Origin of the sequence: Erythrobacter aureus, assembly GCF_003355455.1 — a bacterium.
GTDB lineage: Bacteria > Pseudomonadota > Alphaproteobacteria > Sphingomonadales > Sphingomonadaceae > Qipengyuania > Qipengyuania aurea.
Genome location: NZ_CP031357.1, coordinates 1840390 through 1864720, shown reverse-complemented (window position 1 = coordinate 1864720; position 24331 = coordinate 1840390). Strand labels below are relative to the sequence as shown.

Here is a 24331-nt window from a genome sequence, read left to right as displayed (position 1 = left end):
TAGCGCGGGGGTCATAAAGCTTTGCCGACCGAGACTGAGAATTCCCGGAAAGGCAAAGATTTGCACGCGGCCAAACTGCTTCTGGTAGAGGACGATCCCGCCCTCTCCGAACTGCTCGAATATCGCTTCTCCAACGAAGGTTATCAGGTTCGCACGACCTCGGATGGCGACGAGGCTCTGTTGCTGGCTTGCGAAGACGTGCCCGACCTCGTCATCCTCGACTGGATGATCGAAGGGACCAGCGGCATCGAAGTGTGTCGCCGACTGCGCCGCGACAAGGATACCGCGCACGTTCCGATCATCATGCTCACCGCCCGCGAGGCGGAAGACGACCGGGTGCGCGGCCTCGATACGGGGGCGGACGATTATCTGACCAAGCCGTTCAGCCCGCGCGAACTGCTTGCCCGCGTGGCCGCGGTCATGCGCCGCATCCGCCCGGCGCTGGCGGGGGAGAGCATCGAGGTCGGCGATATCACGCTGGACCCGGTGGCGCACAAGGTGACGCGGCGGGGCCGCACCCTTCAACTCGGCCCGACAGAGTACCGCTTGCTCAAGTTTTTCATGGAGAGTCCGGGGCGCGTCTTCAGCCGCGGGCAGCTCCTCGACGGTGTCTGGGGTACCGAAAGCGAAATCGAACTCCGCACGGTCGACGTCCATATCCGCCGCCTGCGCAAGGCGATCGAGATCGAAGGCGCCAAGGACCCGGTACGCACCGTGCGCAGTGCCGGCTATTCGCTCGAAGCCTGATCCGGCCGTTCAGCCAGGAAACAGACACGTCACGCTAGCGTTCTTCCTCTTGGGAGAATGCCAATGCTGGAAAGACCCATTGCCGCCTTGCTGGCCTGTTGTTCCACGGCCCTGGTCTTCGCTTGCATCCCGGCGGTCCAAAAGGGGGAAGCCGAAGAAGGCGATCTGCCCGCCGCAGAGGGTAGCGCGGCTCCGGCAACTGCTCCGGTCACCGACAGCCGGGAAATCGAGGGCAAATGGGATATCGTACGCTTCGATGGCTACCAGCCTGCCCGCTTGAACGGACCGACGCGGGTCGCCTTTGCCGATTTCACCGATCGCGGTGTCGCGTTGCGGATCGAGTGTAATTATTCCGGCGCAGCGGGTTTCGTCGTCGATGGCCGGTTTCGGCCCGAACCCGGCGCCGCGTTTCAGACCGAAATGGGGTGCGGCGCGGTTCGCGAGGCGCGTGACACAGCCCTGTTCTCTTTCTTCGGAAAATCGCCGAGCGTCGAACGCCTGGCGGACGGCAAGATACTGCTTCGCGCAGACGGAAAGGAACTGCTGCTCCAGCGCCCCGACGAGCGGCGGCTCGACTTCCTCCCTCGCCCGGAAGAACTCGCAGGCGAATGGCGGCTGATCGGCGTGACGCGCTATATGGAAGGCAATGGCCATGCGGGTATCGGCCTGACCGATGTGCCGGGTCGCGTTATCCTTACCGATACGACGGCCAGTTACACACGCTGTCCGCAATATGATTTCGGCTATCGCTACACGGAAGAAGGTCGGCTGCTGAAAACGTCCGGCCCGGCAATTCCCGCCAGCCCAGCCTCCTGCGCGGAGCTTTCCGAACCGCAGCGCGGTTCGGGCGATATGCCGACCCAGTGGGATGCCATGAGTGTCCTGCATGCCAGCCCGATGATCGAATGGGCCGGGAAGGAAGAGATTCTCCTGTCGACCGATCGGATCGGGCTGGTCCTTTCCCGTGCTCCCTGCCGGACGATCGAGCAGTCCGGGGATCATTCGGAAACGAAAGAGGTCGATTGCGCCTCGCCGCGTTAGCGGCAGACACGCCGCCAGCGCGGGCTCATGTCGAGGTGGAAGTGATCGGCATGCGCGGCATTGTAGTCTGGCGACAGCACCGTTGCGAAGCTTTCGCAAGCGCCGTCTCTCACGACACGGAGAAAACGCGCCTTCTCACTCTCGCCCGGCCAGTCCCGCAGCACATTGATGCGCGTACCATTATCGAGAACAAACCCGGCGATGTCGATGGCGTTGGCACTCGCATGCTCGCTCCACGGACCGGTGTCACGGCCATAGAGTCGACGGCAGGAATAGGCTCCAAGATGCTCTATCCGGGAGATTTTCGATCCGAAAATGTCCACGGCCAAGGGATTCAAAACGTCTCGTTCCCACAAGAGCAGAGCAATCGATGCAGGGCAGGTCACAGGCGGGGTTCGCGGCGAGAGAGGAAGGCTGTTCAGCCTGATGCGGTCTTCGCGTCGGCAGGCTCCCTCGCCCGCCGGTTCGAGCACGTCATGCGCGATTCCGCTGCGGTCGAGTACGGCGCGGCATTCGGCCACGTCGTCGCGCAGGGCGAGCAGCTTTGTCTCGGTTGCCCAGCCCACCGGATCGCGCAGGTCGAGCGGTGCCCATGGATTGTGTTCGGGATGGTCGGCCAGCCACGCCCGCCCCGCCAATAGCAGGCCGATTGTGACGAGCAGCAGCAGCGCTCGCCTGTCGCCGGTGAAATTGCCGATGCGGCGCGATAGCCTCGGCTTCACAGATTTCTGCCGTGTCATTGCAGAAATGCGAACACCGAAATTTCGGGACTGGCAGCTCCAGCATTGTGCCCGCCCCTTTTGCAGGCCGCGGCGCAGTTCATCGGGAAGGCAGGCGTTTCGCTATCGATCATCGGGCGCGTCCTAATGAAAGTCACGGCTCGGGGGAATGATCCGTACATCGCGCGGGTGCCCGCCATGCCACCCGCATTCGCGATTGCCCGGTGCAGGTTCCTGCCATGGTTCGACAGGCCGGTAGGGATCGTCCCTCCCTTCCCTGAGGTTGTCGCGCGGATTGAACTTGTCGGGCAAGGGCGATGTGACGTGATCGGCGCGCGCGACAGGTGCATCCAGCATATCATCCGACAGGCGATATAGCTGGTGCGTCGCATCCTCCATATGATGCGCTATCACGTGTATGACTTCATCGTCATATTCCACCCGCCCGCGCACTTCCATCAGGCGCGACCCCATTACGACACGGCGCTGTTTTTCCTTGAGATCCGGCCAAACGACCAGGTTGATGACCCCGGTCTCGTCCTCCAGCGTGATGAAGCACACGCCCTTCGCCGATCCTGGCCGCTGACGGATCAGTACCACGCCCGAGACATGGACCATGGAGCGGAATTTGCGACTGCGCAGATCGCAAGCGCGCACGAAGCCGCGTTCGGCAAGGCTGGCACGCAGAAAGGCCATCGGATGCGCTTTCAGGCTGAGGCGCGTGGTCTGGTAATCCGCTACGACCTCCTCGCTCAATGGCATCTGCGGAAGCTGCGTGGGTGAAACCTCGCCGCCTTCGTCGCGCGTCGCCGCTGCGGCGAACAGCGGCAGATCCGGACCGCCGACGATGCTCCTCGCATCCCACAGGGCCTGACGGCGCGACATCTGTAGCGACCCGAAGCAGTCCGCGCTCGCGAGCCGCTCGATATGCGCCGGGGCGAGACGGGCACGGTCCCGCAGCGCCATGACGTCGCCGTAATGCCCCCGTTCCTCGCGCTCGGCAATCAGCCGTGCCGCCACGGCTTCCGGCAGCCCGTCGATCTGTCCGAGGCCCAGGCGCAGGGCGATTTGGGTGCCGAGGCGGCTTTTATCTTCCCCACTACCGTTGTGAACCCACCCCGCTTCGCTATGGCTCGTCTCTGGCTCGCCAAGCTCCGCTACCCCTCCCTTGAGGGAGGGGTTGGGGTGGGTGTTCGACGGTTGTAATTCCTCCAGCGTGCAGTCCCACTGCGACCCATTGACGTCGGCAGGCAGCACCGTGACGCCATGCTCTCGCGCATCGCGCACGATCTGCGCCGGAGCGTAGAAGCCCATCGGCTGCGAATTGAGCAGCGCGCAGGCGAAGGCGGCTGGGAAATGGCATTTGAGCCAGCTCGACACATAAACGAGATGCGCGAAGCTCGCCGCGTGGCTCTCGGGAAAGCCGTATTCGCCGAAGCCGCGAATCTGGTTGAAACAGCGCTGCGCGAAGTCGCGATCGTAGCCCCGGTGGACCATGCGCTCGACCATCATGTCCTGCAACTCGTCGACCATGCCGCGGCTGCGGAAGGTCGCCATGGCCTTGCGCAGCCGGTTCGCCTCGAGCGAGGAGAACTTCGCCGCATCGAGCGCGATCTTCATCGCCTGCTCCTGGAAGATCGGCACACCCAGCGTCCGCTCGAGGATGCTGGACAGTTCGTCGGGCGGGCCATGCTCGGGCGATGGCGCGGGAATGGCCACCTGTTCCGCTCCGCGCCTGCGTTTGAGATAGGGATGCACCATATCACCCTGGATCGGCCCCGGGCGCACGATGGCAACCTGGATCACCAGATCGTAGAATTCACGCGGGCGCAGGCGCGGCAGCATGTTCATCTGCGCCCGGCTTTCGACCTGGAACACGCCGAGCGAATCGCCCTTGCGCAGCATGGCATAGGTTTCCGGGTCCTCGCGCGGGACGCTGGCCAGCGTCAGCGGGCGATTGTGATGATCTTCAAGCAGGTCGAGGCACTTGCGGATGCAGGTCAGCATGCCAAGCGCCAGAACATCGACCTTGAGGATGCCCAGCGCTTCGATATCGTCCTTGTCCCATTCGATGAAGCTGCGCTCGGGCATGGCGCCATTGCCGATCGGCACGGTCTCGGTCAGCGCGCCTTCGGTGAGGATGAAACCGCCGACATGTTGCGATAAATGGCGCGGCATACCGATCATTTGCTCGGTCAGCTTGAGCACACGTCGCAAGTGTGGATCGCGCACGTCCATGCCCGTCTCGGCAGCATGTTTGTCGCTGATCTCACGCCCCCACCAGCCCCAGACGGTCTTGGCCAGCGCGGCGGTGACATCCTCGGTCAGGCCCATCGCCTTGCCTACCTCGCGGATCGCCATGCGCGGGCGATAGTGGATCACGGTGGCGCATAGCCCGGCGCGGTGGCGGCCGTATCTGCGATAGATGTACTGGATCACCTCCTCGCGCCGCTCATGCTCGAAATCGACGTCGATATCGGGCGGCTCCTTGCGCTCTTCGGAGATGAAGCGGTCGAACAGCAGCGCATGCTTGGCCGGGTCGACGCTGGTGATGCCGAGACAGTAGCACACGGCCGAATTGGCCGCGCTGCCGCGCCCCTGGCACAGGATCGGCGGATCGACCCCGCGTGCGTAATCGACGATGTTCTTGATGGTGAGGAAGTAGCGCGCCAGCTCAAGCTTGCCGATCAGCGCCAGCTCGCGCTCCAGCGTGGCGCGCACACTGTCGGGCAGACCACCGGGATAACGCCATTGCGTGCCTTTCCAGGTCTCGCTCTCGAGGAATTGCTGCGGAGTCTGGCCGTCGGGGTAGATTTCCTCCGGATATTCATATTGCAGCTCGTCCAGGCTGAAGTCGCAGGCATCGGCCACCGCGCGCGCAGCGGCGATGGCGTGCGGCCAGCGTTCGAACAGCTTCACCATCACCTCGGGCGGCTTGAGATAGCGCTCAGCATTGCCGTGGAGCAGGTGCCCGGCATGCGCCACCGTGGTCTTGTGCCGGATCGCGGTCATCACGTCCTGCAGCGGCCGCTTGTCGGGCGTCGCATAATGCACGTCGTTGGTGGCGAGGATGGAGAGGCCGTTCGCCTTCGCCAGCGCATCGAGCCGCTCGATCCGCGCAACGTCGTCGCCGGTGTAGAGATAGCTTGCGGCGATGTGGCGGAGCGTGGGGAGCTGGGCTGCGAGGTTGGGGAGGATTTCGGAGAGGGTGCCTTCCATCTCCACCTTCTCAACGTCACCCCGGCCCCCGAGCCGGGGTCCCGCTTTTTCCGGTGTCGCGCTCGAAGAAGAGCGGGACCCCGGATCAAGTCCGGGGTGACGAAAAGGGACTATGTTGCTCTCGACCTCAATCGCAAACTTCGTGCCCAGGTCGCGCGGCGGCAGGAGGATCAGTTGCACACCCCCGGCATGTGCGGCGAGCATGGCGAGGCTGATGTCGCACGCCCCTTTCTCCTGCCACTCTCCGTCGAGTGTCTGCATGCGCCCTGCGCTGATGAGCCTGCACAGCCGCCCATATGCCGCCCGGTCGATCGGATAGGCGAGGAAGGCCAACCCTTCGACGATCTCTATCCTACAGCCGATAAGCGGCTTCAACTTAAGCGTTTTCGCCTCGGTATGGATGCGCACGACGCCGGCCATTGTGTTGGCATCGGCAATCCCGATGGCATCATAGCCGAGCGCGCGGGCCTGCATTACGAGATCCACCGCATCGCTCGCCCCGCGCAGGAAGCTGAAGCAGGAGGCAACGCCGAGTTCCACGAAGGCGCTGCGCGGCGGCGCGTCTATGCTTTCCGGATCGAGTTCGATCGTCCGCTTGGGAATCTGGAGGTCGTTGTCGGGCATCTCACCCTGCCACCTCCCCCAACCTTGCCTTCACCGCCGCGAGGTCGGCGTCGAACAACCGCGCCTGTTCCTCGCGCGCAGGGCCGTCAAGGCGTAGAAGGTAGGAGGGGTGCGCCGTGACCCACAGCTCGCTGCCGTCCTCCAGCGGGATCGGAACCCCGCGCACTTTCGAAATGCTCACCGTCCTGCCGAGCAGCCCGCGCGCCGCGCTGGCGCCCATGGCGAGCACCAGTTTCGGCTGCACGATCGCGCGCTCCGCTTCGATCCACCAGCGGCAGGTGTCGATCTCTTTCGCTTGCGGATTTTGGTGCAGACGCCGTTTGCCGCCCCGAACGATCTTGGGGACATATTTGAAGTGCTTCACCGCATTCGTCACATAGGCCGAACGGCGGTCGATTCCGGCCCGATCAAGATGCTGATCGAGCAACTTTCCGGCAGGCCCGACGAAGGGACGGCCCGCTTGGTCCTCATGGTCGCCCGGCTGCTCGCCGACAATCATCAGCGCCGCATCGCGCGGCCCCTCGCCCATCACCGCATGATTGTCGAGCGCGCCGATCGGGCATTTGCGGCAGGCATGAATCGCCTTGTCGATCGCCTCGAGCGTGTCGGGCCGCTTCTCGAATTCGCCGGAGAAAACCGATTTGCCCTTCGCCACCATCGCCGCCTCGCGATTCTGCGCGCCCGCGATAAGCTCAGGGATTAGAGCAGCTTCGGGCATGTTCTTCCAGTATTTCTTCGGCATCTCCTTCAGCATCGCGCCCACTTTCAGCCGCGCGGGATTGAAGATCGCAGCGTAATAGCTGCGCCAGAGGTCCTCCATCGGATCGCCGCCCGGCGCATCGCTGCGCTGCGCAGGCGGGCCTTCGGACATGCTGCTGCCGTCCCAGTGCAGGCTCCCGCGCGGGGTCAGGATCGACCAGCGCATGTTGGAAAAACGCCGCATGAAGAAGCCCGCATTGGCGCGCAGGATGTGATGCTCGGGCTCGAACCAGGCGACATAGTGCTCGCCCAACCCCTCATCCTCGCTTTCGACCAGGCGGAAGCGGACAAAGGCATGCATCTTGTGGCTGTCGCGGCGGACGTTCTTGGCGAGGTCTTCCACCCGCCGCACGTCGGTATCGGCTTTGTCCTCCATCATGCGCGGATTGGCCTGCAGCCGCCACAGCAGACGATAGAGCAGCGCGAAACGTTCTGGGTCGGAATGGAGGATCGCATTCCTCGCAAGGCTCACGAAACGCCGGTTTGCGCGCACGGGTCGCGCATCGGCGGGAGTAACCGGCATGTTCCGGTCACCATGTGCAAACAGGTCGCCGCTGCCGCCCGGTTCCACCCAGGCGATCCGGTCGGGCGGCACCTCGCACTGGACAAGAACACGAGCGCGCTCGCGCCAGAAGTCGAAGTCGTCCGCTTCGGGCAGGTGCACCACGTAATAGCTGCTGAGCTTGACGTGCTGGAGCCCCATATTCTGCTTCGCAATCATGCGGCAAACAGCTCCAACTGCTCGGTCTTGGGCGCGAGCAGGCTGCGCAGATCGGCCCGGTCGGTCAGCAGCACGGGTCGCCAGTCCACGGTGCAGATGAAGGGTCGCACCTTGGTAATCGACAGCGTGAGACGCGCCACATCGTCCAATCGCAACGCACGGTGGCGACGACTGGCGAGGATCTTGCCCACCGCCTTCACGCCGAGGCCGGGAACTCGCAGCAATTGCTCTTTAGACGCGCGGTTCACATCGACCGGGAATGCCCCGCGAAACTTCAGCGCCCAGGCGAGCTTGGGATCGATATCGAGCGGCAGATTTCCGTCCGGCTCGGTCGCCTGCATCACATCCGCCGGCTTGTAGCCATAGAAGCGCATCAGCCAGTCCGACTGGTAGAGCCGGTGCTCGCGGATCAGCGGCGGGCGCTTCAGCGGCAGCACCGCGCTGGCATCGGGAATGGGCGAGAAGGCGCTGTAATAGACCCGACGCAGCCCGAAGCTGTCGTAGAGCCTGCTCGCCTTGCCGACGATGTCGCTGTCGGTCGCGGCATCGGCGCCGACGATCATCTGCGTCGACTGGCCAGCGGGCGCGAAACGGGGGGCATGCCTGAAACGCTTCCGCGCATCCTTCGCCTCGACGAGATCGGCCTTTACTTTGCCCATAGCGCCTTCGATCTGCGCGGCGTTCTTGTCGGGCGCGAGGCGGGTCAGGCCGCTGTCGGTCGGCAGTTCGACATTGATCGACACACGGTCGGCATAGAGACCGGCCTGATGGACCATCTCCGCATCCGCCTCGGGAATGGTTTTCAAATGGATATAGCCGCGAAAATCGTGCTCTTCCCGAAGGATGCGCGCAACTTCTACCAATTGTTCCATCGTATGGTTCGAGCTTTTCACGATGCCCGAGGACAGGAACAGCCCCTCGATATAGTTGCGGCGGTAGAAGGCGAGTGTGAGATCGACCACTTCCTGCGGCGTGAACCTCGCCCGAGCCACATTCGAGCTCTTGCGGTTCACGCAGTAATGGCAGTCGAACACGCAGTGGTTGGTCAGCAGGATTTTGAGCAATGAAATGCAGCGTCCATCGGGCGCATAGGCGTGGCAAATGCCCATCCCCTCGGTCGAACCGATCCCCCCACGTCCATTTGGGCCGCCCATCGAATTGCGCTTCGCCGTGCCCGAAGACGCGCAGGAGGCATCGTATTTCGCGGCGTCGGCGAGAATCTCAAGCTTCTGGAGGATGGATTGCGCAGCCATCTGTTCCTTATATGTTCCACACGGCCTTTCGCCAATGTCAAATGACAAAGGATGGAACTTTTGGTCGATTTCTGCATACTGCATGTACGGACCGGGCCCCTCTGGCGAGTGCATATGTGCTCGTGATGTCGGACGTACGTAACGCCGACGGCCTGACCAAATTCTTACGTGATCGTCGGCATACCTACACCTCGCGGCCACCAGGTCGCCTGTCTGGAGTATGCAATGAAATATCTCGCTTCCCTTGCCATCCTCGGCTTCGCCACCGCGCCTCTTGCCGCTGCGGAAAAGGACTGGAATTTCGGTGACGGCACCAGCCCCGAGCGCTGGGCCAGCGTGAACGCGGCCTATGCGTTGTGCGATGCTGGCCTCAACCAGTCGCCGATCGACCTCGGCGCCCCCAATGCTCGCGGCGATGTTCAACTCGATACCAATTTCGGCGATGCCAATGGCACTATCGCTCTTGGCGAAGAAAAAGTGCAGGTCGACTTCGCAGCCGGGCTCGGCATGAATTCGGGCGGCAAGGAATTCAACCTCATTCAGGTGCATTTCCATACGCCTGCCGAACATGCGGTCGATGGCGAACGCTACCCGCTGGTGGCACATTTCGTACATGCCACCAAGGCTGGTGAACTGGGCGTGCTTGGCGTAATGTTCGAAGAGGGCGCGGCCAACCCGGCGCTGACCACGATCGTCGACGGTGTCGGCAAGGGCAAGGGAACTGCCGTGTCTTTCGACGTGAACGATATGGTCCCCGATGAGCTCGACGTCTATCGCTATATGGGCTCGCTTACCACGCCGCCGTGTAGCGAAGGTGTAAACTGGCATGTCGCCGAAGCGCCGATGACCGCCAGCGCCGAACAGATCGCCGCGATGGAAGCCAATCTCGGTCCCAGCGCCCGCTCTCTACAACCGCTCGGCTCGCGCCTTCTGGTCGCGCCGGAATAAGTATTCTGCCACCCGGCCCAGGCGGTCGGGTGGCACTCGCCTGTCAGGCGTATAGCCCCTGCAGATACCAGTCGGGCGGACCGCCGCGCCCGTCGCCGATGATACCCAGGCGGTAAATCCAGTAACGCCGCCCTTCTTCGTCCTCGATCCGGTAATAGTCGCGTAGACGTGCCCTGCCCCATTCGCGCCACCATTCGGGCGCGATCCGCTCAGGCCCTTCCACCCGCGCGACCTCATGGACCTGTCCACGCCAGCGGAAACGCTGCGGATAGCCATCGGGCGTCGCATAAAGCACCGCGATTTTCTCCGGAGTGTCGAGCAGCGAAAGCGGCCGCGCATGGAAGGCCAATTGCCCCTGCGAAGCCGCTTCGGGTTCGAGCGGCGACTGCCAACGCTGCGCTCGTTCGGGGATGTGGCTGGCGAACGGTATCGGACGGTTGATCGCCTGTGCACCGAGCCGTACCGTCAGCCTGTCGATACAGGCCGCAAGACTGGTTCCACGGTTTTCCGTCGCCGCCTCGATATCGGCCTGCTCCAGCGCCAATGGTTCGGCCCAGTTGGCGCGCAGGCGCAGCATTTCGATCCCGAAGCCAGCATCTATATCGTCGAGACGGGCAGCGAAGAGCCGCACGATATGCGCCGGATCGCGCGTGGCCTCGGCCATTTCAAGGCGGCGAACCACCAGCTCGCCATCCACGCGCCACAGCCCCAGTTCGAGCCGCCGCGCACCCTGCCCCTGCCCCTCGAGTTCGCGTGCCATGTCATCGGCAAGGTCGGCAACCACCCGGTCGAGCAATTCGCGATGCCGGATCGGTTCGACCAGACGGCGCTGAACCAGCGGCATTTGTTGCGGGATCACCGGCAAGAGCGGCTCGGGTACACGGCCAAACAATTGGTCGAGCCGGATCAGAGGGTTGGCGGCAGGCGATTTACGATTGCGAAAACGCCTCTGGATCGCATCGCGGCCAATGGTGCCAATCTCGCCCAGGCGCTTGAGGCCGAGGCGGCGCAGAACGGTCAGCACATCCTGATCGAGCCGCAGCGCGGCCACGGGCAGGTCGGCCAAGGCGCGCTCGATTGGCTCGCCCCGCTCCACAATTGCCCTATCCGGGCCGAAATGGGTCATGGCCCAGGCTGCTCCGGCAGTCGGGGCGATGGCGGCACGAATGGTCAACCGCCGTCTGGCGAAAGCTTCGTACACATCGTCCAGCAGGCGTTCCTCGCCACCGAACAGATGCGGTACCGCAGTCACATCGACCAACAGGCTATCGGGTACATCGAGTGCAGACCAAGGCCCCCAACGCTGCGCCCATATGGCGACATCTTCGAGGAAAGTCAGATCGCCCGCCGGATCGGAAGGCGCGGTGACGATTGCGGGGCACAATGCGCGCGCATCGGCAAGCATCATGCCCCTGCGCGCACCAGCGGCAGTCGCGGCGCGATTGACTGCCTCGATCCGTGGACCATGCGCATGATCCGCAATCAGGACTAAAGGCCCGTCCCGAACGGTCTCTGCCTTCCTCCTCTTGTCCAATTGCCAGCGATCCATCGCCAGCGCGGGAAGCCAGATCGACAGGATACGGCGGGAACGCGATACACCCGCAGGCTGCGCGCTCACGCCCGTAGCGGCGGATGCCGCAAGCGCAATCCCGCCGTCCAGTCGGCCCCCGCTTCGTCTGCTTTGCGCTGCACCCTGTCCGCTATCAACCTGCCCTGCTCTTCGCCCAGCACCCATTCGCCCGGCGCATGCATGCGTGCGCGGAACAGCTCAGCCCGCCAACGCGGCGCTCCAGGCGCCTGCCCGTTCCAGCGCGGGGCAGGCGATGGGGCCGAAGACACCTCCCACCGCATTCGCGCAGAAGAGAGATCGCGTACCGCATCCAGTCTCACGAGAAACAGGGGCACACCATGCTTTTCGCTCGCCAGTGTCAGGCGACGCGACGCAGTGAAATCGAGCGCTTTGGGATTGCCGACGATTTCCCCGATCACGAAAGCGAGTTCTCGGCAGCGCAGCCCTTCCTCGATGGCGAAGAGAGCATCTTCCGTCTTTTCCGCGCGTACGTGAACAATCCGTGCCTGCAGATATTCAGGCAAACCCGCGCGGTATGGGCGTCCAACGCGCCGCGCCGCTTCGCGTGTCTGGACCCACAGCACGCTACGCCGGTCATGCGCTTCACAAGCCTCTGCGCGCGGCAAGCTACGCCAGTCGTCCAATGCCAGGCTCAGGGCGACTCCCGCTCCCGCCCCCTCGCACGAGGAGGCGAAAACCTCGTTGTGCAGCGCGAGACCCTGCCTTGCAGCCAAGCCCGGGCACCAACGTATGCTTCGCTGCGCAGAAAGAGCAGCGACGTCTTCGAAGGCTGTGGACGGCATGGAGACAGGGTTGAATCGGGACATAGGAAATCAAGCTATTCGTTCTCATTATGTTCCATATCCAATCGATTCGCAATTCGTCCTTCCACTGCCCCGTTCCGGCGCACCCAAGGGAACACCGAATCACGCGCATTCGTTTGAAAACCAAACGCAATTACGAAAGGCGCATTCGATGAAATATTCCGACGGCAATTCCGAAGAACTCAAGAAAAAATTCTGGCTGGCGCTTGCCGACTCGCCCTTCCTTTTCCTCGAACTGGACGGCCAATCGCAGACATCGGTGCCGATGACCGCCCAGCTCGACGAAGACGCCAACAGCGCAATCTGGTTCTTCACTCAGAAAAGCTCGACCTTTGCCCAGCTCGGCAAGGTCAAGGCCAGCTTTTCCGGCAAGGATCACGACATGTTCGCCCGGTTCGATGGTACGCTTGCCGTCGAAACCAGCAAGGAACGCTTCGACCAGTTCTGGAACAATTTCGTCGAGGCCTGGTACGATGGCGGCAAGGATGATCCCGACATCCTTTTCCTGCGCATGGATCTCGGTGAAGCCGAAATCTGGAGCGGCGATCTTGGTTTGCTCAATACCGCCAAGATGGCGCTCGGCATGAATGTCCATGACGAAGCCGAAGATCGCCACGCTGAATCAGTCGATATCTAACACCGATCCAACAACAAGAATACGGTCGCCAAAGGGCCGCCCCCTGGTGGAGCGGCCCTTTATCGTGTCACGCCCCGAGGATTCCAGGAAACAGGCCGGTCACCAGAATGGTCGCCACCGCAAGCGGGCAAAGCCATGCGAGCAGGAAACGCCACAGATTGAAGGCCCAAGGCGAAAGACCTGTCGTTGTACGCAGCAAATTCTCATCGGCTTTCCAGCCAATGAAAATGGACGTCAGCAATGCACCGACAGGCAGCATGACCTTCCCGGTGAAGCCGTCAACCGTATCGAGAATATCCGTGTTCTCGAACAGCGACCAAAAGCCCAGCGGGCGCACATCCGACCAGACATTGTACCCGAGCAAACAGGCGATCCCGATGAGAAACGCGCCGCCGCCGAAAATGAGCGCCGACTTCGGACGGCTCCAACCGCGTTCGCCGACGCCATAGGCCGTCGGAACCTCCAGCAGCGAAATCGAGCTCGTAATCGCCGCCACCAAAATCAGGACGAAGAACAGAAAACCGAACAGGGCGCCTGCCGGCATCGCCTGGAAGGCGAAGGGGAGTGTCTGGAAAACCAGCGTCGGCCCGGCTGCGGGATCGAGCCCCACCGCAAGGACGATGGGAAAGATCATCAGCCCCGCCAGAAGCGCCACGCTGGTATCGGCAATCGCGATCATTGCCGCCGTCGGCCCCAATCCGCCGCCTTCCTTGATATAAGAGCCATAGGTAATCAGCCCAGCCACGCCCAGCGACAGCGAGAACAGCGCCTGCCCGAGAGCAGAATTCATGACCTGCGGCGTCAGCTTCGACCAATCCGGAGTGAACAGGAAGGCCACCGCATCGCCAATATCGCCTTCAATCGCACCATAAACCACGAGACCTACAAGCAGGACAAAAAACATTGGCATGAGATAGGTCGCAGCTTTCTCGATGCCCGAACTGACGCCCCGCGCCACGATGTAGAGGGTCGCGCCCATGAACAGGAAGTGGACGCCCAGAAGCAGCCCCGGGTTGGCAAACATGTCTCCCAGGCGCTGCTGGATCTGTTCCTGGCTTTCACCCACCAGCGCACCGCGGAAGGGATCACCGGCCGCGATGGCAGAGAGGAGATCGGCCCCCATGATGGCAGCGTAATAGAGCACCCAACCGGCGACGACCGAATAGAAAGAGACGATCAGAAAAGCCGCCACTGCCCCAATCGCGCCGAAAATCGACCAGCTTGGCGCTACGTGCGATTGTGCCGCCACACGGCGGATCGAGCCGATCGCATCTGTTTGCCCGACTTTGCCGATGAAAATTTCGGAAAGCACCAATGGCAGACCCAGCAAAAACACGCAGCCGATATAGAAAATCACAAAGGCCCCGCCGCCGCTTTCCCCGGCAAGCGTCGGGAAACGCCAGATATTGCCAAGCCCTACGGCGGCACCGACCGCCGCGAGGATGAATGCGGTGCGTGAGGACCAGCCCTCGCCCGTCGTAGTCGTGGTGGCGACCATGTTCAGATTTTTCCTCTCCAGACGCGGCGATCCCTGCCGCGTATCACAAGAGCGCCCTTAAACACGCAATTCCGCAGGATTCCAAGCTTCGCTTGGCCATCATCCACGCGCTTGCTAGTGGAGCCGCATGTCGACGACCTTCCAGCTCGATACGAGCACCAGCCGGGCCAACCCTACACCCCAGCCGATGAAGCGGCTGACAGTGCCGAAAATCCGCGCGCACAAAGCCGATGGCGAGACCCGTGATCCACTCGTCATGCTGACCGCATACACCGCGCGCCAGGCGCAACTGCTCGACGCCCATTGCGATATACTGCTGGTGGGGGATTCGCTGGCCCAAGTGATCTACGGCCTGCCGACAACCATACCCGTGACGCTGGATATGATGGCCAACCATGCCGCCGCAGTCGTGCGCGGCAGTTACCATTCGGTGGTCGTGGTGGACATGCCATTCGGTTCCTATGAACAGTCACCACAGCAAGCCTTCGAAAGCGCGACCTTCCTGCTCAAGCAATCGGGTGCGGCTGCCGTGAAGCTCGAGGGCGGCGAACAGATGGCCGAGACGGTTTCCTTCCTCAACCAGCGCGGCATACCGGTCATGGGACATGTCGGGCTGACCCCGCAGGCGGTAAACGTCCTTGGCGGCTATGCCGCGCGGGGGCGGGACGATGCGGAAGCCAAGAAGATCGTCGGCGATGCCAAGGCGCTGGACGACGCCGGCGCATTCGCCATCGTGCTCGAAGGGGTGCTCGAGCCGATTGCAATCGAGGCCACCAAATCGGTTTCCTGCCCCACTATCGGAATCGGTGCCTCGGCACAGTGCGACGGACAGGTGCTGGTGACCGAAGACATGCTGGGCATGTTCGATCGCGTGCCCCGCTTCGTGAAAAAGTACGAAGACATCGCCAGCGTCATCGAAAAGACCGTGGCGCACTATGCCGAGGAAGTGCGCGCGCGCCGCTTCCCGACCGAAGACCAGACCTACCAGCCCAAACGCTGAATTTAGGGATCTCGAAACATGGCTACGCTCTGGCGTTTCTACGGCTTTTCGCTCGTCTTCACCCTGTTCTGCCTCGGCCTTGCGGTGTGGTACGGCTGGGCAAGCACTGCCTCGGTCACAGGCACGTTGTCGCTCCTCTGGATTGTGGTGGTCCTGTCGGTGCTCGAAGTCTCGCTCAGTTTCGACAATGCAGTCGTCAATGCGTCCGTTCTCAAGGAGATGGACGAGGTCTGGCAGCGCCGCTTCCTGACCTGGGGCATCGCATTCGCCGTATTCGGCATGCGGATCGTATTCCCGCTGGCGATCGTGGCGATCGCGGCGGGCCTGGGGCCGGTGGAAACGGTCAATCTTTCGCTGAACGACCCACAGGAATACGAACGCATTGTCTCATCGGCCCATGTCGGCATCGCCGGTTTCGGCGGCGCTTTTCTCGCCATGGTCGGCCTCAAGTTCTTTTTCGATCTCGACAAAGAGATTCACTGGATAGCCGTCGTCGAGCGTCACCTCGCGAAATTCGCTGCTCTGCCCGCCGCCGAAATCGCATTGCTGCTGCTCGTCCTGTGGGGCATTTCCACGACGCTCGATCCGGACGAGGCCTTGACCTTCCTTGTCGCCGGGATTCTCGGTCTCGTGACCTTCATCGCTGTCGAAGGGATCAATGCGATCCTCGAAATGAAGGAAGAAACGGCCAAACTTCACGGTGCTGTCGTTCGCAGCGGGCTTGGGGGCTTTCTCTACCTCAACGTCCTCGATGCCAGCTTCAGTTTCGATGGTGTAATCGGCGCCTTCGCGCTTTCGAACAACATGATCGTCATTGCGCTAGGCCTGTCGATCGGCGCGATGTTCGTCCGCTCGATGACCATCCACCTCGTGCGCAAGGGCACGTTGGCGGCCTATCGTTTTCTCGAACACGGCGCTTTCTGGGCCATCATAGTGCTGGGTGCAATCATGCTCATTTCGGCGAAGATCCATATTCCCGAAACCGTTACCGGATTGATCGGCGCCATTCTCATCGGGCTCAGCTTCTGGTGGTCGGTACGCTATAACCGCCGTCACCCGGACGTGGAGACTGTGCCAGCCGAGTAGCAATCGGTGCCGCTACGACCAGTTGGAAGAAGTGATAGAGCAGCAATGCGATCACGATGAATCCAGCTTCCTCCGGCGGAAACAGAATGGTCGCGAGGGGAGCACCCACAGCAGCGCTTTTCTGCGCTCCGGCGAAAAGAAAAGCGGTACGTTCGGGCCGTTCCAGCCGGAGCGCCCCGCCAGCCAGCCACGCGCCCAGATTGCCGGCCACGAGAAATACCGCGACGAGAAGACCTATGACTGCCCAGTCGGGACCATCCACGCGCGACCAGATCCCCTGCTCTACCGCGCCGGAAAAAGCGACATAGATCGCGGCTGAAATCGCAAACCGATCCACCCATACTATCCTTAGCCCGTGTCGAGCCACGAATGGACCGGTCAGCCCCTGAACCGCCTGTCCGATGGCGAATGGCAGAATCAGCAGCACCATGATCTTGCCGATCGTTTCGAAACCCACCCCGCCGCTTCCGCTGCCGCCCAGCGCCAGAAAAATCGGCACCGTGACGAATACGCCCAGAATGTTGAGCAAGGCCGCACCTACCACAGACAGAGCCACATTGCCTCTCGCTAGCGCGGTGTAAGATGTTGCGGACTGAACCGTCGAAGGAAGCGTGCCGAGATAAAGGAATCCCAGTGCGACAGAAGGCGCCAACCACCCTTCGGCCAGCGATGCAAGACCTGCGCCCATGACGGCCATTGCGCCGAACACCCATACAACCAGGGGAAGCAGGAACCGCCAATTCACGAAACCGGCAATGATATCACGCCGGGCGATACGCATTCCGTTGAGCAGAAACAGAGTGAAAATCGCCGCATTCGCAACGGTTTGCGCAACACCTCTGGCGTCTCCGCTCGCAGGCAGCAGCGCGGCAAGAGCGATCGCTGCGGCAAGCATCCGCAACATCGGATCGGCAAAAACGGTGCGAAATGTCATGGCGTGCAGTTGCCGCCGGAACACGATCTTGTCGAGGGATTCAGTCGGGACGCAGCGAATGCAACTTCGCTTCGAGTTCCCGCCGCGCCCGCTCTTCTCCCTCTGGAAGCGCCGCGATCAGGGCAGAGATCGCCAACGGATTCATCGGCTGCAAATCATGCGCCGCCAGCGCGAAATCCAACGCCTCTTCGGGATTGTCGAGTTGGATCGCCCCGACGCTGCGAGCGGCAAGTACCCAGGGCACCCGCCCCAAGCCGAGACCCATCGCATGATCGAGTAATGCGACAGCGCGCGTCCAGTCACCTTCAGCCGCAAGGGCATCGGCGAGGATGGCCGCCGCGTCTCCGTTCATCGGGTTCTCGCGCACATAGGCCGTTAGCAGTTGGCGAGCACTTTGCGGGTCTTCCTGCGCGCCCGCAAGCCGCAAGGCCAAGGGCCAAGGCCGCCGCACCTGTGCGGAGCGTCGATACGCCTCGCGGGCGGCGCGCTTGTTGCCCCGCGCGAATTCGGCATCACCCAGAATAGCCTGTGCATCTGCCGACCCGGGAAACCTTCTGGCGAATTCGCGCCCCTTCCGAAGCGCTGCGACGGCCTCTCTCCCGGCTATCGCATTGCGAACATAGTCACGGACCTTTTGCCCTCCTTCGCCTTCGGATATAGCCAGCAGTTCGGGCGGCGTAAGGCTCGGAAGTACCGAAAAATTTCCGCCGCCAAGCGCCGCAAGGTCGATATAAATTGCCGCCCGCTCACGATTGCCGAGGGCTTCGTAGGCGCGACCGACCAATACCCGCAAATAGGCCGAGCTCGAGTTGGAAGCCGCCATTCCGGCGAAACGATGCACCAGCTCGCGCTCACCACCATCGCGAGACAGGGCATAGGCAAGCAGATCGCGGATGCGCGGATTGTCCGGCTGCCATGTATATAGCCGGTCCAACCCCTGCGCTGCGCTGGCGAAGTTTCCTTCTTCCAGATCGATGATTGCCGAAAGAAGCCTGGCGGATGCAACGTCATCCTGTTGCAGGCCAGATCTCGACAGAAGATCCCGGGAAAGGCGAAAATGCCTGCCGCGCGCCGCCAGAACCGCTTGAACGAAAAGGCCTCTGGGGGTTGTCGCAGCCGAAGAATTCGTGCCGCGCAAGACCTGCAAGGCTTCTTCAGCGCGCCCCGCATCGCCCAGCGTCGCGGCATATTCCACGCGGAGATCGATGTCTTCGGGCCGGGATCGCAGCGCCCTGCCCAACAGCTTCGCCCCCGCTTCCATACCTTGGGCATCGCGCGCAAGCTGCCCCTTGAAACGGAGAGCTTCACCATTGGCCGGGTCGATGGCAAGCGCATGGTCAACCGCTTCAATCGCTTCGAACTGCTCTCCGCCACGATAGCGCAGGCGGCCGATATCCACCCACAGTTCGGCATTCTCCGGGTCGACAGCGTGTGAACGATCAAAGGCCGCCCCGGCAGCCCGCAGGTCGCCCTCGGCCATCTCCAACCGGCCCAGCATGCGAAAGCCGAGCGCTCTTGTCGCGTCGGAAAACTCTTGCGGGGCAAGCCATGCGCGCGCCGCCGCCAAATCGCCCGAGAGAAGCTCGACTTCCCCGAAAAGCGCGGCCAGTTCCGCCCGATTCGCTCCCTCGTCCAGCGCACGCTCGAGATGAAGACGAGCAGCGCGTGGATCATCGCCGCCCATGCTCGCGCGCGCCTGGTCTATCCGCGAGCCTTCGAAGCCTTCCTCGCTACATGCGCCCAGTGGCGCGAGGCCAAGAACGAGAGCCGCGACAATACCGAGATCACGTCTGAAGATCATACTGCTTGAGCAGATCGTACAGAGTTGGCCGGCTGATGCCGAGGAGCTTTGCGGTGTTGGAAATATTCCCCTCGGTTCGCGCCAGAGCCTGCCGTATCATACGGCGGTCGGCCTGTTCGCGCGCTGCCTTGAGATTCAGAGCGATGTCGGCACCACCGTCATCCGGCTGCGAGAGATCGAGGTCCTCCACGGAGATCTGCTTGCCCTCGGCCATGATCACCGAGCGTTTTACACGGTTTTCGAGCTCGCGGACATTGCCCGGCCACGTCCAGCTATCGATGGCGGCGAGTGCGTCCGGAGCGAAGCTCTTCACCTGGGGGTTCATCTCTTTCGCAAAGCGGACCATGAAATGCTTTGCAAGCAGCACCGCGTCACCCGGCCGCTCGGCGAGAGTCGGAACCTTCACGACAATCTCCGCCAGACGATAGAACAGGTCCTCGCGGAACGTCCCCTCGCCGATCATCGATTCAAGATTTTGATGCGTGGCGCACACGATACGCGTGTCGACCGCAATCGGTTTTCTTCCACCAATGCGTTCAATGGTGCGCTCCTGCAAAAACCGCAGGAGCTTGACCTGCAACGAAAGCGGAATATCGCCCACTTCATCGAGAAACAGCGTACCGCCATCAGCCAGTTCGATCTTGCCTTCGGTTGTCTTGACGGCACCGGTGAAAGCACCCTTCTCATGACCGAACAGCTCGCTCTCGAGCAGATTTTCGGGAATAGCCGCGCAGTTGATGGCAACGAACGCGCCTTGTCTGCGGCCGCTGCAATCATGGACGCCCCGCGCCAGCAGTTCCTTACCGGTACCGCTGGCCCCCAAAAGCATCACCGAAACATTGGTCGGCGCCACGCGCTCGATGGTTCGCGCAACCTTGGCCATTTCCGGTGCGGCAGTGACCATCGAGCCCAGCACCGTCCGGTCTTCCCCGACCTTTTCCGCAAGGCGCCGGTTCTCGCTCTCGATATGATGCAACCGATAGGCGCGCTGCACGATCAGCCCCAGCGTATCGATGTCCACGGGTTTCTGGTAAAAGTCGTAGGCCCCTTGTTCGACGGCTCGCAAGGCGCTTTCGCGCGCGCCATGGCCGGAGGCCACGATGACCTTCGTATCCGGTTTCATGGCCATGATGGCTTCGAGAACGGCGAAGCCCTCGCTCGTTCCATCAGGATCGGGGGGAAGCCCAAGATCGAGCGTTACGACCGCCGGCTCCTCCGAACGTAGGGAAGCAAGAGCCGCCTCGCGGGTGCCGGCAATCACAACGTCGAAATCATCATAGGCCCATTTCAGTTGGGCCTGTAAACCTTCATCATCTTCTACGATCAGCAGTTTGGGCTTGGCCTCTGCCATTATACGACCTCGTTTTTGTGGCGGGTTTGGTCGCGCCCGATGATCGAAGCAGCCGATTTCAGCGGCAAGCTGATCGTGAAACGCGTCCCCAGCCCCTCGCGAGACTGAACATCCAATCTGCCGCCCATCGACCGAACAAGCTCGCGAGATTCGAAAGCCCCAATGCCGAACCCGCCCGATTTGGAGGAGACGAAGGGCTCAAACAGCCTGTTGCGAACGAAATGGGGCGACATTCCTTGGCCATTGTCGATCACCACGACCTTCCCGGAAATTCCGTCGCTATACGCCTCGAGCATGACCGAGCTGTCGGCATCGCTCGCATCGATGGCATTCTGCACCAGATGGGTCAGCGCCTGTTCAAACGCTTCGGGACTTCCTTCGACCATAGCCGGTTCGGCCCTCAATACCGTCAATGGGTGCGCTTGGCCGAGGCGTTGGGACACCTGACCTACCGCCGCGGCAAGATCGAACCGAACGGCCCTGTCCGATTGCGGCGGGCCATAGCGCCCCAAACGGGCCAGGAGGGAATTAAGCTTGTCGGCGCTGTTGCGGAGAGTGACCAACATGTCCTTGCGAAATTCCGGTTTATCGGCATGCTTTTCGGCATTGCGCAGGAGCAGAGACATCTGGCTCGACAGGTTTTTAATGTCGTGCATGACGAACGCCATACGCCGGTTGAATTCATCGAACCGGCCCGCTTCGAGCAGCGCGGCCTGACTGGCTTGTTCTGCCAGATAGCTGGCAAGCTGCCGCCCGACCACGGACAACAGATCGAAATCCTCCCAATCGAGCTTGCGTCCGATCAAGGGCTTGGCGAGCACCACGATGCCGACAAGGCGATCGAAATGCAGCAGGGGCACCGCCGCCCAGGCCCGGTGATCCTCGCGCAGCCAATCGGGGACGAGCGCCAGTTCGCCATGGTGGTCAATACCCTCGCGCACTTGGTCGAAATCGATAATCAGCTCGTTGCTTTCGAGCACATCCCCCAGCGCGGTAGAGGCTGCGTGGGCGGGGATACCCGAATTGTGCCATAGCCAATTTGCCTCAACTTCGAAGGTGCCCTCATCACCCGGGACAAGCAGAATGCCGGAAGGACTATCGACGATATCGGCGAGCGCCTTCACCGTACGCTCTTGCAGAGTGGAGTTGTCGAGACCCGTCGTGCCGATGGTGTTGGTGAAGCGTATCCATTCGTTCCGGTAATCGTACCGATGCTTGAACAGATGCTTGATCGCGGTGACCCGTAGCCAGCCTCGCAGCCGCTCCGATGGCAACCAGATCAAGGCCAGGGCGCCCGCCGCGATGATCAGGCCGACCTGGGTCATTCGTGCAAGATCGCCGGTGAGCATATCCAGCCAGCGCGCCAGCGCGAGCATCAGCCCGAGATACGCCCCGATAACCATGAGCGAGAGAAACCGAAAGGTCGCTGCCCGAGAGGGGCGAAACTCCAGATTCGACGAGCTTTGGTTAAACCCCATTGCAAAGGGTATCGCGACAATCGCAGCCGCGACCCCGCGCAGAGCGGCAAGCTCTACCGGCACCTCGCCAATGATATAGCCGACGGTGAAATAATTGAGGTCGAATGCCCAAAGCCCGGCAAGCGCCGCGGCATTCCAGCGCAAAATCCGGCGCGAGGATACCGCCGCGCCGACATAGAGATTGTGCAGCAGCACGAGCGCCCCGACAGCGACCATGATTCTGAATAGGGTTCCGGTTTCAAACACCAGCGTCGCAAGTTCGGGTGTTACGGCATAACGCCGGGCACTCAGCAACAATGCGAATTGCAGGACTTCGACGAAGCCGAGGGAAAAGGCCGCCGGTCGTACCAGCCGCAGCGTTTCGTCCCGTCCGTCATTGGCGAACAAGCGGAAAAGGGTGAAAAGCCAGGCCAGATTGCGCGCGATCTCGGTCACTTCGACGATGGGGCGGCCGGGTTCGAAACTTGCCGAGGCGAAACACCAGTTTGCCGTCAATGCCAGAGCCACGATAGCCGGCGTGCGATCGCTGCGCGAGCTGTCGCCCCGACGAGCTATCCAGACCGCCGCCAAGGCACAGACAATCGCGCCGAGGGTGTAGGCGATATAGGAGAAGGTACCGATCAAGCCGGTCATCGCGCACCCTCCGGCCAGAGAATTACGCGCGCGGTCTGCAAAAGGATGAGCACATCCAGAAAGGGTGTATAGTTTTTGGCGTAATAGAGATCGTATTCGAGTTTGTGCCGCGCATCCTCGATACTCGCGCCATATGGATAGTTGATCTGCGCCCAGCCGGTGATCCCGGGTTTGACCACATGGCGCTCGGCATAGAATGGAAGCTCTTTCTCGAGTTCGACGACGATTTCCGGCACTTCGGGACGCGGACCTACGAAGCTCATCTGACCTTTCAGCACGCTCCAGACCTGAGGGAGCTCGTCGATGCGAACCTTGCGGATCAAACGGCCCACGCGGGTGACCCTCGGATCATCCTTTTCCGCCCATTTCGCTCCGCCCGCCTCGGCATCCACCTGCATCGAACGCAGCTTCCAGAGGGTGAAATGCTCGCCATACAAGCCAATGCGGGTCTGGCGGAAGAATGCCGGTCCCTTGGTCTCCAGCTTCACCAGCACTGCAAATATCGCGATCAGCGGAATGCCTACGATCAGAATGAGGAGGCTCACGAGGATGTCGAAGAGGCGCTTGCCTATGCTCGATAATCGTCGACCGGAGGAAAACCCGTCGGAGAAGATCAGCCAGCTTGGGTTGAGGGTATCGAGATCCACCCGACCCATTTCCCGCTCCAGAAAGCTGGAGAAATCGCTCACCTGAACCCCCTTGGTCTTTACGCGGAGCAGGTCTTTGAGCGGCAACGCATTGCGCCGTTCCTGGAGCGCCAGAACCACTTCGGTCGCGCCGACACGCTCCACGAACCGGCCAAGGTCTGAAATGGAATCGCGCGCGACGGCCGTAGTAATCACCGGTGTGGCCGCATCCATGGCAACGAAGGCGGCCACGGCAAAGCCGCTCTCCCGTCGGTGCGAAAGCCTGAGAATCCGCTCCGCCCGCTCGCCGGCGCCTAGAACCAAGACCGTCCGACGAAAAACTACCGGTCCCAGAAGCCGGTTTGCAAGAACCCGATTTGAAACCAGAAAAACAATCGAGAGGCCCATCGCATAGAGCAAGACCGAGCGCCACAGCGCGGAGCCAGGCAGGAAGAAATTCAGCAGCGAAATCGCGAGTACGCCGAGACTTACCGCGACCAACAGCCTTGCAGTGGCGAAGCGGATCGATCGCAGGGCTTCAGGCCCATAGCCACCGACCGCGATCATCGCCAACCAGATCACGCCCGAAAAGCCGACGATCTCCAGCACTCTTTGAGAAAAGTCACCTACGCTCACGCCGATCTGCACCACACGTAGCCGCCAGGCCACTTCGCCAGCGAGGGCGAGCAGCGCGAGGTCTATCAAGGACAGCAGCACGACATTGTAGGAAATGTAATGCTTGAACAGGCGGAGCATCCGGTCCGGCTCGCAAATTGCTAGTGTCGGAATTCTTGACTAGCAGAGAGGAATGAACCGTCGGTAAATTTTACACTTACGTAAAAAGGGCGATGCGCCGTCGACG

The 24331-nt window shown here is 61.8% G+C and carries 18 protein-coding genes; 6 read left to right on the top strand and 12 right to left on the bottom strand.

Annotation, left to right across the window (positions count from 1 at the left end; translation table 11 throughout):
- Positions 1-60: 60 nt before the first annotated feature.
- Both phoB and DVR09_RS09090 read left to right on the top strand, forming a co-directional pair.
- A complete protein-coding gene (gene phoB, locus DVR09_RS09095; RefSeq protein ID WP_115416648.1) occupies positions 61-747 on the top strand; it encodes a phosphate regulon transcriptional regulator PhoB in 687 nt (228 codons plus the stop codon).
- 63 nt (positions 748-810) lie between these two features.
- Positions 811-1788, top strand: a complete 978-nt coding sequence (locus DVR09_RS09090) for an META domain-containing protein (RefSeq protein ID WP_115416647.1) — start codon at positions 811-813, stop codon at positions 1786-1788.
- On the opposite strand, the gene DVR09_RS09085 is transcribed toward DVR09_RS09090, so the two are convergent.
- The 4 genes from DVR09_RS09085 to DVR09_RS09070 form a co-directional block, all read right to left on the bottom strand.
- Positions 1785-2528, bottom strand: coding sequence for an extensin-like domain-containing protein (locus DVR09_RS09085; RefSeq protein WP_115416646.1), 744 nt, complete (start codon positions 2526-2528; stop codon positions 1785-1787). The two genes, DVR09_RS09090 and DVR09_RS09085, sit on opposite strands and share 4 nt — an antisense overlap.
- Positions 2529-2651: 123 nt before the next feature.
- A complete protein-coding gene (locus DVR09_RS09080; protein ID WP_115416645.1) occupies positions 2652-6350 on the bottom strand; it encodes an error-prone DNA polymerase in 3699 nt (1232 codons plus the stop codon).
- Position 6351: 1 nt separating this feature from the next.
- Positions 6352-7830, bottom strand: a complete 1479-nt coding sequence (locus DVR09_RS09075) for a UdgX family uracil-DNA binding protein (RefSeq protein WP_234041385.1) — start codon at positions 7828-7830, stop codon at positions 6352-6354.
- Positions 7827-9083 (bottom strand): putative DNA modification/repair radical SAM protein, encoded by a 1257-nt coding sequence (locus DVR09_RS09070; RefSeq protein ID WP_115416644.1) that lies wholly within the window; start codon positions 9081-9083, stop codon positions 7827-7829. The genes DVR09_RS09075 and DVR09_RS09070 overlap by 4 nt, the downstream gene beginning before the upstream one ends.
- A gap of 225 nt (positions 9084-9308) precedes the next feature.
- On the opposite strand from DVR09_RS09070, the gene DVR09_RS09065 reads away from it, so the two are divergent.
- Positions 9309-10031: a carbonic anhydrase gene (locus DVR09_RS09065; RefSeq protein ID WP_115416643.1), complete on the top strand. Its 723-nt coding sequence runs from the start codon at positions 9309-9311 to the stop codon at positions 10029-10031.
- 43 nt (positions 10032-10074) lie between these two features.
- Here DVR09_RS09065 and DVR09_RS09060 read toward each other — a convergent pair whose 3' ends face one another.
- Together DVR09_RS09060 and DVR09_RS09055 are read right to left on the bottom strand one after the other, a co-directional pair.
- Positions 10075-11580 (bottom strand): DUF6504 family protein, encoded by a 1506-nt coding sequence (locus DVR09_RS09060; protein ID WP_115417874.1) that lies wholly within the window; start codon positions 11578-11580, stop codon positions 10075-10077.
- Between the two features lie 65 nt (positions 11581-11645).
- On the bottom strand, positions 11646-12335 hold the full coding sequence (locus tag DVR09_RS09055; protein WP_369692521.1) for a hypothetical protein: 690 nt from the start codon (positions 12333-12335) through the stop codon (positions 11646-11648).
- 241 nt (positions 12336-12576) lie between these two features.
- Between DVR09_RS09055 and DVR09_RS09050 the strand changes: the two genes are divergently transcribed.
- Positions 12577-13062, top strand: coding sequence for a pyridoxamine 5'-phosphate oxidase family protein (locus tag DVR09_RS09050; RefSeq protein ID WP_115416641.1), 486 nt, complete (start codon positions 12577-12579; stop codon positions 13060-13062).
- A gap of 67 nt (positions 13063-13129) precedes the next feature.
- Here DVR09_RS09050 and DVR09_RS09045 read toward each other — a convergent pair whose 3' ends face one another.
- Positions 13130-14560, bottom strand: a complete 1431-nt coding sequence (locus DVR09_RS09045; protein WP_115416640.1) for a sodium-dependent transporter — start codon at positions 14558-14560, stop codon at positions 13130-13132.
- Positions 14561-14687: 127 nt separating this feature from the next.
- Here DVR09_RS09045 and panB point away from each other — a divergent pair, with 127 nt between their 5' ends.
- Together panB and DVR09_RS09035 are read left to right on the top strand one after the other, a co-directional pair.
- Positions 14688-15560 carry a 3-methyl-2-oxobutanoate hydroxymethyltransferase gene (gene panB / locus DVR09_RS09040; RefSeq protein ID WP_115416639.1) on the top strand — a complete coding sequence of 291 codons (873 nt, stop codon included), beginning with the start codon at positions 14688-14690 and terminating at the stop codon, positions 15558-15560.
- Positions 15561-15578: 18 nt separating this feature from the next.
- Positions 15579-16646: a DUF475 domain-containing protein gene (locus DVR09_RS09035; protein WP_115416638.1), complete on the top strand. Its 1068-nt coding sequence runs from the start codon at positions 15579-15581 to the stop codon at positions 16644-16646.
- On the opposite strand, the gene DVR09_RS09030 is transcribed toward DVR09_RS09035, so the two are convergent.
- Genes DVR09_RS09030 through DVR09_RS09010 form a run of 5 tightly spaced genes read right to left on the bottom strand, consistent with a single transcriptional unit; the run spans position 16579 to position 24225 of the window.
- Positions 16579-17580, bottom strand: a complete 1002-nt coding sequence (locus DVR09_RS09030; protein WP_115416637.1) for a bile acid:sodium symporter family protein — start codon at positions 17578-17580, stop codon at positions 16579-16581. The two genes, DVR09_RS09035 and DVR09_RS09030, sit on opposite strands and share 68 nt — an antisense overlap.
- 40 nt (positions 17581-17620) lie before the next feature.
- Positions 17621-19381 (bottom strand): tetratricopeptide repeat protein, encoded by a 1761-nt coding sequence (locus DVR09_RS09025; RefSeq protein ID WP_115416636.1) that lies wholly within the window; start codon positions 19379-19381, stop codon positions 17621-17623.
- The gene (gene prsR / locus DVR09_RS09020; protein WP_115416635.1) at positions 19365-20732 is read right to left on the bottom strand and encodes a PEP-CTERM-box response regulator transcription factor; all 1368 of its coding nucleotides are present in this window, start codon (positions 20730-20732) and stop codon (positions 19365-19367) included. The genes DVR09_RS09025 and prsR overlap by 17 nt, the downstream gene beginning before the upstream one ends.
- On the bottom strand, positions 20732-22843 hold the full coding sequence (gene prsK / locus DVR09_RS09015; protein ID WP_115416634.1) for an XrtA/PEP-CTERM system histidine kinase PrsK: 2112 nt from the start codon (positions 22841-22843) through the stop codon (positions 20732-20734). Before prsK ends, prsR begins: the two co-directional genes overlap by 1 nt.
- Positions 22840-24225 (bottom strand): TIGR03013 family XrtA/PEP-CTERM system glycosyltransferase, encoded by a 1386-nt coding sequence (locus tag DVR09_RS09010; protein ID WP_115416633.1) that lies wholly within the window; start codon positions 24223-24225, stop codon positions 22840-22842. The genes prsK and DVR09_RS09010 overlap by 4 nt, the downstream gene beginning before the upstream one ends.
- Between the last annotated feature and the right edge of the window lie 106 nt (positions 24226-24331).